12 protein-coding genes are annotated in these 13,832 nt (G+C 71.6%); 6 read left to right on the forward strand and 6 right to left on the reverse strand.

What is annotated here, in order from left to right:
- Positions 1–804 carry a class I SAM-dependent methyltransferase gene (locus ABME01_RS04690; RefSeq protein WP_353827200.1) on the forward strand — a complete coding sequence of 268 codons (804 nt, stop codon included), beginning with the start codon at positions 1–3 and terminating at the stop codon, positions 802–804.
- Between the two features lie 37 nt (positions 805–841).
- Here the strand turns inward: ABME01_RS04690 and ABME01_RS04695 are convergent, their stop codons facing one another.
- The 3 genes from ABME01_RS04695 to ABME01_RS04705 all read right to left on the reverse strand — a co-directional run bounded on the left by ABME01_RS04695 (position 842) and on the right by ABME01_RS04705 (position 6,761).
- Entirely contained in the window at positions 842–2,071 is a 1,230-nt protein-coding gene (locus tag ABME01_RS04695) for a DUF7363 domain-containing protein (RefSeq protein ID WP_353827201.1), read from the reverse strand.
- Positions 2,072–2,187: 116 nt separating this feature from the next.
- Entirely contained in the window at positions 2,188–4,419 is a 2,232-nt protein-coding gene (locus ABME01_RS04700) for a caspase family protein (protein ID WP_353827202.1), read from the reverse strand.
- A 62-nt stretch (positions 4,420–4,481) separates the two neighbouring features.
- On the reverse strand, positions 4,482–6,761 hold the full coding sequence (locus ABME01_RS04705; protein WP_353827203.1) for a DUF7363 domain-containing protein: 2,280 nt from the start codon (positions 6,759–6,761) through the stop codon (positions 4,482–4,484).
- Between the two features lie 157 nt (positions 6,762–6,918).
- On the opposite strand from ABME01_RS04705, the gene ychF reads away from it, so the two are divergent.
- From ychF to ABME01_RS04720, 3 genes are all read left to right on the forward strand, one after another.
- Positions 6,919–7,992, forward strand: coding sequence for a redox-regulated ATPase YchF (gene ychF / locus ABME01_RS04710; RefSeq protein ID WP_353827204.1), 1,074 nt, complete (start codon positions 6,919–6,921; stop codon positions 7,990–7,992).
- A gap of 65 nt (positions 7,993–8,057) precedes the next feature.
- Positions 8,058–8,483 (forward strand): hypothetical protein, encoded by a 426-nt coding sequence (locus ABME01_RS04715; RefSeq protein WP_353827205.1) that lies wholly within the window; start codon positions 8,058–8,060, stop codon positions 8,481–8,483.
- 111 nt (positions 8,484–8,594) lie between these two features.
- On the forward strand, positions 8,595–9,020 hold the full coding sequence (locus tag ABME01_RS04720) for a hypothetical protein (RefSeq protein ID WP_353827205.1): 426 nt from the start codon (positions 8,595–8,597) through the stop codon (positions 9,018–9,020).
- 70 nt (positions 9,021–9,090) lie between these two features.
- Here the strand turns inward: ABME01_RS04720 and ABME01_RS04725 are convergent, their stop codons facing one another.
- The 3 genes from ABME01_RS04725 to ABME01_RS04735 form a co-directional block, all read right to left on the reverse strand.
- The gene (locus tag ABME01_RS04725; protein WP_353827206.1) at positions 9,091–9,384 is read right to left on the reverse strand and encodes an antibiotic biosynthesis monooxygenase; all 294 of its coding nucleotides are present in this window, start codon (positions 9,382–9,384) and stop codon (positions 9,091–9,093) included.
- A gap of 49 nt (positions 9,385–9,433) precedes the next feature.
- Complete coding sequence (locus ABME01_RS04730; RefSeq protein WP_353827207.1) at positions 9,434–11,038, reverse strand: outer membrane protein assembly factor BamB family protein; 1,605 nt, start codon at positions 11,036–11,038, stop codon at positions 9,434–9,436.
- 128 nt (positions 11,039–11,166) lie between these two features.
- Entirely contained in the window at positions 11,167–12,063 is an 897-nt protein-coding gene (locus ABME01_RS04735; RefSeq protein ID WP_353827208.1) for an AraC family transcriptional regulator, read from the reverse strand.
- A 138-nt stretch (positions 12,064–12,201) separates the two neighbouring features.
- Between ABME01_RS04735 and ABME01_RS04740 the strand changes: the two genes are divergently transcribed.
- Together ABME01_RS04740 and ABME01_RS04745 are read left to right on the forward strand one after the other, a co-directional pair.
- The gene (locus ABME01_RS04740) at positions 12,202–13,143 is read left to right on the forward strand and encodes an SDR family oxidoreductase (RefSeq protein WP_353827209.1); all 942 of its coding nucleotides are present in this window, start codon (positions 12,202–12,204) and stop codon (positions 13,141–13,143) included.
- Between the two features lie 103 nt (positions 13,144–13,246).
- Complete coding sequence (locus ABME01_RS04745; RefSeq protein WP_353827210.1) at positions 13,247–13,822, forward strand: RNA polymerase sigma factor; 576 nt, start codon at positions 13,247–13,249, stop codon at positions 13,820–13,822.
- The last annotated feature ends 10 nt before the right edge of the window (positions 13,823–13,832 follow it).

Raw genomic sequence — 13,832 nt, forward strand, 5'->3', positions numbered from 1 at the left:
ATGGCCGGCGACGACGACATGCTGGGCGGCCTCGTCGCCGACCCCGCGGAACCCGCCCGCCGCGCCGTGCCCGACCGCGAGGTGCGCGCCCGATCGTTCGGAGCGGCGGCCGCGGTCTACGGCGCCGCCCGGCCGGGCTACCCCGTGGAGGCCGTGGACTGGCTCGTCGGCGACGCGCGTCGCGTGCTCGACCTCGGGGCGGGGACGGGCCGGCTCACCGAGTCGCTCGTCGCGCTGGACCTCGACGTCGTGGCGGTCGATCCGGTCGAGGAGATGCTCGAGGAGCTCGAGCTGCGCGTGCCCGGGGTGCCCAGGATCCTCGGCACCGCCGAGGACCTGCCCGTCGAGGACGACTCCTTCGACGCGGTCGTCGTCGGCCAGGCGTGGCACTGGTTCGAGCGCGATCGCGCCACCGCCGAGATCGCGCGGGTGCTGCGCCGGGGCGGGGTGCTCGGGCTGGTCTGGAACTCCCGGGACACGGCCGCGGCGCCGTGGCTCCGGGAGGCCGGCGAGCTGATCGGCGAACGGTACGACGCCTCGAGCTCGTTCGCGTCGTCGGCGCGCGTGGGCGCCCCGTTCGGTCCGCTCGACGAGCATCAGGTCCGGTGGGTCGAGCGGATGTCGCGGGCGCGGTTCCTCGACCTCGTGCGATCACGCAGCCACTGGCTCACGTCGCCGCCGGACGAGCAGCGCACGGTCGTGGCCGCCGTCGAGACGCTGCTCTCCACCCACCCGGACCTGGCCGGGGCCGACGAGCTCGCGGTGCCGTACGTCACGCACTGCTTCCGCACCGTCCGCAGGTGATGCCGGGCCCCTCGCGGTCGGACCCTGTCGGCCCGGCTCAGGCGGCCGCCCGCGCGTCGGGGTGCCCGTAGACCGCGTATCCGAGCGCGCACGCATCCCCGGCCGCGCGCGCCGTCTCGCGCGCACGGCGCGAGGCCCGATCGAGCGGGGCACCGCTCGCGAGCTCCGACGCGAACGCATCCAGGAACTTCGCGCTCCCGGCGGCATCGGGCTGCCCACCGCATTCCACGACGACGCCCGCGCCGTTGCGCATGGCCTGGGCCGCCCCGGCCTGGGCCGATCCGGCGCCCACGCCGAGCGCCACCACGGACGCCGAGGCGATGGCGGTGGGATCGCGCGGCGGCGCCATCCCCTCCGGGCCGGACGAGAGTCGGACCGATGCGGGGTTGGTGACATCCGTGAGCCAGCGGACGACGCCGAACCCGCCGAGGAAGGGATCCGTCGGTGCGGGGTGGCGTCCGTGTCCGCGCAGGACCATGAACTCCCACGGCAGTGCCGTCTCGCCGGTGGTCTGCAGCACCATGCCCTCGAGGTCGTCCTGCCGGCGCCAGAGCAGGTCGCGGGCGCGACGGTCGAGGAGCCGGTCGGCGAGCCGGGTACCCACCTCGCGAAGGCGGTGCTCGATCTCGTGCGCCGCGTCGGGTCGGTGCGGGTGCGTGCCGGCGCCGCGGGCCTCCACGATGGACGTGCGCACCTGATCGGCGAACGCCGGGGCATCGGTGAGCCGGACGTGCCAGCCGTGGCGCTCGTCGCCGACCGAGAGCGACAGGTGCAGGATCGACCGGCCGCGCGACGTCTCCTCCTCCACGCAGAGCGTGGGCCGACGTCCGATCGCGGCGTCCGCCGGCATGAGCGGAACGGTCGCGCGCGCGAGTCCCGCCTGGTCGTGGTCGTCGGACTCCACCACCTCCGTCGTGAGCCGGACGGTCGCCATCGGCGGTTCGCCGTCGCCCCGCGCGAGCACCGTCACCTCGCCCGGGCCGTGGTCGGTCGCGATCATCGGGAACCGCAGCACGACCGCACCGCGGGACGGGATGCGCACCCTGCGGCTGCGTCGCACGCCCACCACGAGGCGGAGGCCTCGAGGAACGACCGTCACGGTCACCGTCGCACCGCCCCGAGCGGCGCCCGTCGCCGGGCGCTCGTCGGAGGCGACCAGACGCACCACGAGGGTCGCCGTCGACCCCACGGGGACGATCGGGCTGAGCTCGGCCTGCAGGCTCGCCGCAGTGGCCGTCTCCGCCACGACGCGTCGATCCTGCAGCATGCCGTCCCCCTTCGCCGGCGTCCGCCGGATGCATCACGGGGGCGCCCAGCGGGCGCGCCCGAATCGACGGTACGTCGGCCCGGGCGCGCCCGCCTCAGGGTGAGCCCCGATGACGGTCAGCCGTCGCCCTGCTCCAGGAGGTCCGCCGTCGCGCGCAGGATCGACACGATCGCCGCCGTGCGACGATCCGTTCCGCGCGCAGGTCCCTGCCCCGGCTCCGGGCCCGGGGCCCCGGTCGCCGCGGTCGGGTCGGTGGCGGGCGAGAGCAGCAGGCGCCCGCCGAGCACGTCCTCGCCGTGGAACTCGGGCGTCTGGCGCCGGTTCGCTCCGAACTGCTCGACGATCGTGTCGACGAACGCGCGGTTCGAGACCGAGCCGATGCTCGCGGCGAGCAGCGGGACCGCCCGGCTCGTGAAGTCCCCGTGCCCGTTCGACTCCCACGCGACCTCGGTCGCCCGGCAGGCGCTCAGCAGCACCTCGCGGCGCGGCCCGGCGGCGCGGCCCGCGGGAGCGGTCGCGGGGAGCTCGGCGCCGGCGATCGCCGCGGCCGCGGCCGCCCGCACCGGCCCGACACCGTCCTCCTCCACCGGTGCGCCCCGGTCCGCCCGGTACGCCTCGCGGTCCGCCCGGGTGAGCGTCACCACGCGCGCCCGGCTGCCCTCGGGCGGAGGCGGCACGTCGGGTGCGCGGTTCGCCGATCCCGAGTGGCAGCTGTCGAAGAACGCGGTGAGGCTCACGCCCTCGGGGATGACGTCCCAGATCCGCGCCAGGTCGTCGTCGATGACGAGCCGGCCCGTGCCGCGGAAGTCGACGGGGCAGAGCGCCTCGTCGTTCGCGACGTCGCCGTCGTCCTCGTCGCCGTCCAGGTCGGGCACGAAGGTCCCGTGCCCGGAGTACTGCACCGCGAGCACGTCGCCGGGCGAGGAGTTCGCGACGAGGTCGAGGATGCCCATCACGATCGCGTCGCGCGTGGCCGCGGCATCCGTCAGCTCGGTCACGTCGAACCCCTGCCCGCGGAACGCCTCGGCCCACTGCCGGGCATCGGCGACGCAGCCGGAGAGCCGGTCGTTGTCGTCCGGGTACTCGTCGATCCCGATGCACAGCGCCACGCGGCGCGTGACGCCGGCGCCGGTCGTGGCGTCCCTCGCCGCGACCGCCGGCGCGTCGACGCCCAGGTCGGCCTCCCACGGCACGACCTCGCGGTGCCGCAGGCCACCGGGGAATCGAGTCAGGTCGCGCTCCGCGATGCGGCCGATGCGCATGGCCACGCTCTCCATCGTGGAGGCGTCGTTGTCGAAGCCGCCGTGGGACGTCGACGCGCTCGCCGAGGGCCGCCGGTTGTCGCGGGGCGCGATCACGAGGTCGCATCGGGGCCGCGCGCCCGTGAACAGGCGCGCGCACACGGGGTCGGTGGTCAGGTACTTCTGCATCCCGAGGATCGGGGTGTCCTTCTGCGGCTCGAACGACGCCGCCACGAGGTAGAGCAGCGACTTGCGGTACACCTTGCAGTCGTCGTCGCGCTCGGTCCGGTCGTCCATCTCGAACACCGCGAGGTGCTGCACGCGGCCGTCCTCCACGAGCGGCACGAGCTTCGTGCGGAACGTGTCGATCCGGACTGCGGGGGCCAGGAGGTCGACGTGCTCGAACTCGGGCACGCCGGCGTCGATCGCGCGCGGCACGAAGTAGGAGTGGAAGATCGAGCCGGCGCTGTGCCCGACGGCGTTCGCGGTCACGCGGTCGCGGTTCGCGGCATCCTTCATGAACGCCGCGAGTTCGTCGGCGAGCTTCGCGGCCCCGCCGCCGTCGACCGACGCGGCGGCCGCGTCGAGCTTCATGTCGTTCCAGATCCCGCCGCCGCCGAGCAGTCGTGCCGCGGTCTCGAGGAACCCGTCCCAGGCCTCGTCGACCCAGCCGCGTCGCCCCTTCGCCCACCGCCCGAGCGCGTCCCACAGCGCCGTGCCGAACGCGGTCTGCCAGACGATGTGGATCGGGTAGATGCCGTTGGCCTTCCACCAGTCGACCTGCTGCCAGGCGATCTCGAACCCCGAGGCGCGGTCGACCAGCCCGCCGTGCGCGTAGACGACGATCGGCACGTTGCCCGGCCGATGCTCCTCGAGGAAGGCGGGCAGGTGCGTGCGGAAGATCTCCTCGATGTCATGCGCGGTGGTCGTGAACTCGGCGACGCTCGCAGGTGCGTCGACCTGGCGGTCCGAGAGCGCGCCGTCCTCGAGCAGGATCACGTGCGGACGGAGCGCCTCGAGCTCGGCCGCGGTGAAGGTGCGGCCGGCAGCGCGCGGCGCCGTGGCCCGCAGGTCCGGGCTGACTCCGGGTGGGCGGGTGGTGGCCATGGTGCGTTCCTTCCGGTTCGGGGCCGCGGGGCGGCCGATGGATGCTCGGACGAGGGATCGGGTCAGGTCAGGTGCAGCCGCGCGCGCGGGTGGGCGTAGACGGCGAACGCGAGATCGGTGGCGTCGGCGGCGGATGCGGCCGCCCGGCGGCCACGGCGGGTCGCCTCGGAGATGTCGGCGCCGTCGACGAGCGCGGCGTAGAACGCACGGACGAAGCTTCCCGCCGGGTCGTCGCCGACCGACCACGAGCAGCCCACGAACGCGGCGGCGCCGCCCCGGAGGAAGGCCTCGGGGAAGCCGCCCAGCGAGCGGTCGGTCGCGGGCAGTCGCCCGAGGTCGCACGCGTTGAGGAAGACGAACGGCCCCGACGCGTCCTCCTCGATGACGCCGAGGTCGGGCAGGTCGGTGCGCAGCTCCTCATCCGAGTAGAACCACTCCGGCGCCGGCACCTGCGCGTCGTACTCGGCGAGGATGAGCTCCTGCGTCGGCGGATCGGCGGAGCTCCAGTGCCCGTGCCCCGCGAAGTGCAGCAGGTCGAAGCCGGCCTGCACGACCGCGCTGATGCCGCCGGCGTCCTCCGGCTGCACGAGCGCGGCCTGCAGCCGGTCCTCGAGCAGGCGCCGTTCCTCGGCCGTCGCGGTCAGCCGGAAACGCGCGAGGCGGTACTCGGGGCAGATGACGCGCGCGTTGCCGTGAGCGACGCGGATCTCGGTGGGGTGCGCGGTGCCGTACACCCAGCGCGTGAGTCCGAGCCGGCTGAGGAACAGCTCGTCGTCCGCGTCCTCGTCGACCACGGCATCGGCCGGGTCGATCCCGTCCGGCGGCACGAGGTGCACGATCTCCCACGGCAGGTCGACCTCCCCGGTCGTCTGCAGCAGGAGCCCGTCGAGCTCGGTGCGGTGCGCCCACAGCAGCGCGCGCACGTTCGGCGGGAGCAGGTCGCGGGCCATCGTGCGGCCGAGGGCGCCGAGCTGCCGTGCGGCGATCCGGCCCCGCGCGGCGGTGTCGCGCGTGGTGCGGAGCTGCTCGCGGATGCCGTCGATCAGGCGGTAGGTGCGGGCGACGTAGGCGCGCTTGTCGCGCAGGCGCACCTGTCCCTCGGCGGACTCGTCGCCCACCGTGGCGCGGATGGCGAGGGTCGAGGTCCCGTCGACGAACTCCTCGTCGATGCGGATGGTGGGAAGCGCCTGCAGCTCGGGGTCGGGACGGGTCACGGCGGCGACGCCCGACCTGGGTGCGTCCGCGGTATCGTCGACGGCGGAGGCGATCGCCGTGAGCCGCAGCGTCGCGAGCGGCAGGTCGCCGCCCTGCCGCACGACGAGGGCGACCTCTCCGCGGCCCGGCCGGGGGGCGACGAGCGTGAACTCGTGCCAGGCGACCCGGTCGTCCTCCGGCAGGCTGAGCTCGACCGTGCGCGGCTCGTCCGCCGCCATCCGGAACCCGCGCGGCACGATCGTGACGGTCACCGGCCGGGCGGCGTCGAGGTCGGGGATGACCGTGCGATCCGCGGTGTGCCCCGGCGACGCGTCGATGCGGCGCCGGGAGAGCCCGAAGCGGACGGCGAAGGGCACCTCCACGCGCACGTGCTCGGGCATCTCGCCGAGGAGGTGGGCGATCGTGGGGCGGGCAGGGCCCGGCGTGGGTTCGGCTCGGTCAGGGGTGCCGGGCACCGGCGCCGCCTCGGGTGGGGGCTCGGCCTCGGGAGGTGCGGCCCCGACCGGCGGCGGTGGTGGCGACGGGGCGGCCGGCGGCGGGGGCGGTGCGGCCTCCGCCGGTTCCTCGCCCATGCCGAAGACCGGGCCACGGCGGGCGGGCGGAAGGTGTCGCGTGCGGGGCCGCGGGGGTGCGGCGGCGCCGTCCTCGCCGTCGGCGTGCTCGGCGCGTCCGGCATCCTCGTCGGTCGCCTCGTCGGTCGCCTCCTCGGCGTCTTCCGGCCCTTCCATGCGCGGCGGCCCCTGCGGTTGCGGTGCCGCAGCCTCGAGGGCGCGCACGGTCTCGAACACGAGCAGCGCGAGGACGGCGATCCCGCTCGGGATCCGCAGGTGGAGGACCCGACCGAGGCGACCCTCCTCGAGTTCGTGCGGCAGGTCGAGGAGGCGGAGGACGCCGGCGCGGTGTTCGTCGCGCAGCCGGACGCCGACGAGATCGAGGTCGATGTCCGAGGCGGATGCGGGGAAGCGCACCTCGAGCGTGCGCCGTGCCGGGCGCGGGTCCTGCCGTGGCAGCCGCCAGCAGCCGAGCAGTCGCGCCCCGTCGACCGCCGCGGCCTCGACCGCGTCGGCGTCGTCCGCGGGCAGCGGCGGGATGACGCCGACTCCGGCGTCGATCACCATGACATCCATGTCCGGTCCCCTCCCCGGATCACGAACAACTGAGTGATGCTCTCGTTCGGAGCATATTGCGCCGGACGCGGCCACGGCCAGCGATCGGCCCCGATTTCAGGGGGCGCCCTGACCGCGGCATCCGTCACTCGGGCGTCGGCGGGTACGATGGACGCCCGTGGCACTCACCATCGGAATCGTCGGGCTCCCGAACGTCGGCAAGTCGACCCTCTTCAACGCCCTCACCAAGAACACCGTGCTCGCGGCGAACTACCCGTTCGCGACCATCGAGCCGAACGTGGGCGTGGTGAACCTGCCCGACCCGCGCCTCGAGGTGCTCGCCGGCATCTTCGGCTCCGAGCGCATCCTGCCCGCGGCCGTCTCGTTCGTCGACATCGCCGGCATCGTGAAGGGCGCCTCCGAGGGCGAGGGCCTCGGCAACAAGTTCCTCGCCAACATCCGCGAGGCCGATGCGATCGCGCAGGTCGTGCGCGGCTTCGAGGACTCCGACGTCGTGCACGTCGACGGCAGGGTCGACCCGAAGAACGACATGGAGACGATCAACGCCGAGCTGATCCTCGCCGACCTCGAGACCCTCGAGCGCGCGATCACGCGCTACGAGAAGGAGGTCAAGGGCAAGAAGCTCGACCCGTCCGTGCTCGCCACCGCCACGGAGGCGCAGGAGGAACTGCAGAAGGGCACCCCGCTGTCGGCGTCGAAGGTCGACCTCGCGCCGATCGCCGAGCTCGGCCTGCTGACCGCCAAGCCCTTCATCTACGTCTTCAACGTCGACGAGGCGGTGCTGACGGATGCCGCGAAGAAAGCCGAGCTCGCCGCCCTGGTCGCTCCCGCCGAGGCGGTCTTCCTCGACGCGAAGATCGAGTCGGAGCTGATCGACCTCGACCCCGAGGACGCGGCGGAGCTGCTCGCCTCGACCGGCCAGGAGGAGTCGGGCCTCGACCAGCTCGCCCGCGTCGGATTCGACACGCTCGGCCTGCAGACCTACCTGACGGCCGGTCCCAAGGAGTCGCGCGCCTGGACCATCCGCAAGGGCGACAAGGCTCCGCAGGCGGCCGGCGTGATCCACACCGACTTCGAGAAGGGCTTCATCAAGGCCGAGGTCATCTCGTTCGACGACCTCGTCGAGACGGGGTCGGTCGCCGAGGCGCGCGCGAAGGGCAAGGCCCGCATGGAGGGCAAGGACTACGTGATGCAGGACGGCGACGTCGTGGAGTTCCGCTTCAACGTGTAGCGCTCCATCGCCTTTTCACTGGCACGATCCTCATCGCGGCGTCTTCCACGCCGCATAATGGTGCGATGGGTCGCGGCAAGAAGCAGGCGACGTCGGCGTATGTGCTTCCCGACCCGGAGCTACGGTCATACGATCACGGGTTGGGGACGCTGCGGGTCGACGGAGAACTCGAGGGCTATCTCGCAAGCATCGTCGGCAAGATGAGTTTCCCATCAGCTCAGTTATGGCCGTGGTTCGTCATTGTGTGGGTCGACGGGCTCAAGGAGAGTTCGTTCGAAGATTACGGGCCCGACTGGTGGACAGTTCGTGAGCTCGATGCTGGCTACCTCCAGCATCACGGGCCTAGTGTCCCGAGCGAGCAGCGGATCTTAGGAAAGCGATTTGCCGGTTCTGTCCCTGGGCCGCCGCGTAGGTTCGAGTTCGAATGGCTGCCGCCAGCTGAGGCGGCATCCAAGTGGCAGGAGCTGGGTCTCGTAGATACCGACTTTTGATGCCTAACTCTGACGCAATCCGGTGGAGTTCCGCTTCAACGTGTAGCGCTCCATCGCCTTTTCACTGGCACGATCCTCATCGCGGCGTCTTCCACGCCGCATAATGGTGCGATGGGTCGCGGCAAGAAGCAGGCGACGTCGGCGTATGTGCTTCCCGACCCGGAGCTACGGTCATACGATCACGGGTTGGGGACGCTGCGGGTCGACGGAGAACTCGAGGGCTATCTCGCAAGCATCGTCGGCAAGATGAGTTTCCCATCAGCTCAGTTATGGCCGTGGTTCGTCATTGTGTGGGTCGACGGGCTCAAGGAGAGTTCGTTCGAAGATTACGGGCCCGACTGGTGGACAGTTCGTGAGCTCGATGCTGGCTACCTCCAGCATCACGGGCCTAGTGTCCCGAGCGAGCAGCGGATCTTAGGAAAGCGATTTGCCGGTTCTGTCCCTGGGCCGCCGCGTAGGTTCGAGTTCGAATGGCTGCCGCCAGCTGAGGCGGCATCCAAGTGGCAGGAGCTGGGTCTCGTAGATACCGACTTTTGATGCCTAACTCTGACGCAATCCGGTGGAGTTCCGCTTCAATGTCTGATCGGCTCCGGCCGCGTGCCGTCGCCTACTCGAGTCTGCGGACGACGGTCGCCCGGAACGGCGCGGCCAGGAAGTCGGCGAGTGGAGCGTACTCGCCGGTCTTCGCGGCCTCCGCCATGTGCGCTGCGCGGGCCTCGGCCGATTCCCACTCGGCGATCTCGACCAGCGTGTCAGGGTCGTCGACCACCTCGTACCGGGCGCTGCCGAGGAACCCGACCTGATCCGACCCGTGCTCCGCGACGAGACCGTCCATCCAGGCCCGGAGTTCGTCACGTCGACCGCGATGCGCCTTCAGTTCGACGATCACCGTGATGGCCATGTGCGTTCCCTTCACGCCGTGAAATACCGACCGGTGCCGGACTCCGAACTCAATTGAGACCGAACGCGTACAGCTTGTTGTTCTGCGTCGTGAAGCCGGAGCCCACGCCGAGGTCGCGGTAGCCGGAGCCCCAGTAGACGTTCCCGTTCGAGATCGCCGCACCTGACACGCAGGACCCGCCGCTCGCGAACTCCCAGAGCACCACGCCGGTCGCGGCGTCCATCGCGTACATGTAGCCCTGCGGATCGAGCGCGCATCCGAAGACGACGCCGTTGGCCGCCGTGACCGGACCGAGCGTGGAGCCGCCGTGCGGGGGCCTCGTCTGCCAGCGGACCTCGCCCGTCACGGCGTCGAGCGCGCTCCACACGCCGTCCGTGCTGCCGAGGTAGTCGATCAGGTTGCTGTTGGCGTTCGCGGTGTACACCCGCGACCCGTCGGTCGCCGAGCCCTGCCCCAGGCCACCGAACGTGCCGCCGGGACCGGCCTGGGATACCCATCTGATCTGCCCGGACGCGGGATCGAGCGCCCAGAACTTCCCGCTCTCCTGACCCGCGCCCACGAACTCGATGTTCCTGGTGCGACTGGTCTTCGCCGTCGCGAGCATCGGCGCCTGCGCGAAGTCGTAGCCGCGGCCGGCCGGTTCGGGGCAGTTCTCGGCGTTGCCCAGGCCGGGGATGCATGCGAAGTTCCAGGCGTCATACGGCTGCGTCCGGGTGACCCACGTGATCCGACCCGTCTGCAGGTCGACGGCGACGATGGAGTCGAAGTGGTCGGCGGGATCCATGCACGCACGTTGGGCGTTCTCGTCGGAGCCGGCCGCCGCCACGCAGTCGAGCACGAAGTCGGGAAGGTCGTAGTTGCTCCCCGTCGCGACGTAGACCGACTTGCGCTTCGCGTCGATCGCGGGCGAGTCGCCCACGAGTGCGACGCCGGGATATCCCTCGGGCGCGAAGAACGTCTTCCAGAGCATCGCACCGGTGGCGAGGTCGAGCGCCGCGAGGCTGCCGCGGAAGCTGCAGCAGTCGTAACCCGGGAGCGCTGCGGCGAGGAAGTCCTCCGTCGAGTCGGTGCCGACGTAGACGACCCCGTCGAACACGGTCGCGGACTGCGTGATCGTCGCGGCGGCATGGTCCTCGACCTGCGTCTTCCACAGCAGTTCGCCCGTCGACTTGTCGACCGCCATCACCGCGCCGCCGCCGAGGCCGAAGGGGCCGACGTCCCCGAAGACCAGGGCGCTGTCGGTGACCGCCGGCGTCGCGATCGCGAGGTCGCCCGCGAGCCCGGTGTACGACCCGATCTCCGTGGCCCACACCTGTTCCCCGGTGGCGCGGTCGACGGCGTACAGGTTGCCCTCCCAGTCGGGGACGTAGACCCGCGTGGCGTCGACGGCAGGTGTGGCCGTGACATCCCCCTCGGTGGTGAAGACCCACTCGGGAGCGAGGGTGTGGACGTTCAGCGCCGAGATCCTCCGCTCGGATGCCGCGTACCGCGTGTCCTGCCGGTCGCCGCCGGCCACGGGCCATCCGTTGCCGCCGGCGCTGCCGCCGGCCTTGCCGCCCGGAGCAGCGACCGCGGCCCCAGCGGCGAGGAGCAGGACGCCGATCGCCCCCGTCGCGATGACGATCCGTACCGAGTTCCGCAATGTCTTGCGCATCAGGGCGCTCCTTCCCACCGACCGAACGGCCATGCGTGGAACATCGCAACGCTACGACCGCGGTCTCCCCACGGAAAGGACCCCATACAGGGGATGGCGCGGCGACGTCGAGCCCGAGCAGACGCGGGTCAGATCACGCCCGCGGGGAGCGGCTGCATGGTGCGGCTCCACTGCTTGGGGGACTGCCCGTACGTGCGCTTGAACTCGCGGCTGAACTGGGACGCGCTCGCGTAGCCGACCTCCATGGCCGCCTCGTTCACGGTCATGCCCCCGGCCATCCGCATCGCGGCGGTGTTCAGTCGGATCGCCTTGACGAACTGCAGGGGCGACATCGCGGTGGCCTCCTTGAACCTGCGGTGGAACACCGCCCGGCTCATCCCCACTTGGGCGGCCATGTCGTCGATCGTGACCGGCTCGTCCAGGTGCGCCGACACCCGCTCGATCACCCTGGCGATCTCGTTGCCCATTCCGAAGGCGCGCCGAGCCGCGGGCCCGGCCTCACCCTTCAGCAGGGCGTAGTACACCTCGCGGAGGCGGCCCTCGCCGAGCACGGCGGCGTCGGCGGGGCGGTCCGCGAGCTGCACCAGCCGGAGCAGCGCCTCGGTGAACTCGTCGTCCCACCGGGCCAGGGCCCACCCCGGCGGGAGTGCGCCGCTCCGGCGTTCCCGGACGGCACCCGGTGCGACGTCGATCTCGCGCGACAGTTCGCTCATCACACGCGGGTCGAGCGCGATCTGCACCCCCACCAGCGGATCGTCGGGGGACGCCGTGGGGGTCCCGGCCTCGACCGGCATCGACAGGGCGCAGCACAGGTACCGGCTGCGGTCGTACACGTACGACGTGCCGTCCATGATCACTTCCTTGGCCCCGCTCACGACGGCCACCAGCGTGGGTTCGTACACCGCCGGTGAGCACCGCACCGATTCGCCGACCCGGAAGAGTCCGACGCCCTCCACCCCGATGTCGACCATGCCGCGGTCGCCGACGTGGTCCTCGACCAGACGGCGGATCTGCTCCCTGCTCATGTCGCGAACATATCATGACCGACTATTCGAAGCGCGATAGATACGAATAGGCATGTTTTCGCGAGTTTTCGGTCTGGTAGTGACCGAGTAGGAGACGTACGGTCGTTTCCGACACACCAGAGCAAGGAGTCTGAACACATGACGATCGAACGAACCCACGGCGCGACGGGCTGGACCCCGGCGCGACTCGGCTCCCTCGACGGGAAGACCTACGTCATCACGGGTACCACCAGCGGCGCGGGCCTCGAGGCCACGCGCATCCTGCTGTCGAAGGGCGCGCGCGTCGTGATGCTGAACCGCAACGCCGGGAAGTCCGCCGCGGTGATCGCGAACCTGAAGCAGGAGTTCGGCGCGGACGCCGCCGTGACGGCCATCCGGATGGACCTGGCGGTGCTGGACTCGGTGCGGCAGGCGGCCGCGGAGGTGCTGGCGCAGGTCCCGCGGATCGACGCCCTCATCTGCAACGCCGCGATCGCGCAGGTGGCGACGCAGCAGTTCACCGCGGACGGCTTCGAGAGCCAGCTCGGCGTGAACCACTTCGGGCACTTCCTGCTGTCGGGGCTGCTGTTCGAGCGGATCGACGAGTCGCAGGGCCGCATCGTGGTCGTCGGGAGCAACGGCTACCGGATGGGCGAGCAGCGGATCCAGTTCGAGGACCTGGACTTCGATGGCAACTACACACCGTGGAACTCCTACGCGCAGAGCAAGCTGGCGCAGATGATGTTCGGCTACGAGCTCCAGCGCCGCGTCAGCGCCGCCGGCAGGAGCGTCCAGGTGCAGGTCTGCCATCCGGGTGCATCACGCACCAACCTGCTGCAGGACACGGCGAGCACCTTCCAGAAGGGACTCTGGTCCGTGCTCTCGATCTTCGCCCAGTCCGCCGAGAAGGGGTCCTGGCCCGAGGTCATGTGCGCCACGGAAGACGGACTGGAGCCCGCGAAGTACTACGGTCCGACCCGATTCGCGATGGTCGGGCCCGTGGGCGAGTGCCCCCTGGAGGAGTTCGCCCTGGACGAGGGCATGGCCGCCGAACTCTGGGCCGTCTCGGAGGAGAAGACGGGCCTGAGCTGGACGGTCTGACCCCTGAGGCCGGCGGCCGCCCGCCGCGGGATCGCTCCCGAGCCGTGACCATTCGCCGGCCGCTCCCGTGCAAGACTCGGCACACGCCCGACACAAGCACGGTGTGAGGATCGCCAGCACCGACGCCGCCGCCGAGACGACCCGGGGGGTTCCGATGCCCGAGCGCGCCGAACCACCCGTGCCGGCGGCGGACGACCTCGCCTGGTTCACGCAGGTGGTGCGCGAGCACTCCACCGCCATCGTGAAGTACTTCGCACGCCGGGGACCGCGCCAGGACGCGGAGGACCTCGCCGCGGAGGTGTTCGCGACGGCGTGGCGGCGGCGCGACGACGTGCCGCGCGACGCGGTGCTGCCATGGCTCTACCGCACGGCGGGGTTCACGCTCGCCAACCACCGTCGCAAGGTCGTCGACCTCCCGGTCGACGACGTCCCCGAAGCGGGCGAGGCGCGCGTGCGCGCCGATCCGGAGCTCAGCGCGCTCTTCGACGCCGAGCTGCGCGGTGCGCTCCTGAGCGTGGGCGAGCGCGATCGCCGCATCCTGCTCCTGCACGCCTGGGAGGGCCTGGACGGCGAGGAGCTCGGGCAGGTGCTCGGGATCTCCCGATCGGGGGCGGATGCCGCGCTCTCCCGGGCCCGCAAGCGCCTCCGCGAGGCGTGGGGCGACCGCCTGTCGTTCTAGCGGTGCAAGG

Source organism: Agromyces litoreus (assembly GCF_040496015.1).
GTDB classification, from domain to species: domain Bacteria; phylum Actinomycetota; class Actinomycetes; order Actinomycetales; family Microbacteriaceae; genus Agromyces; species Agromyces litoreus.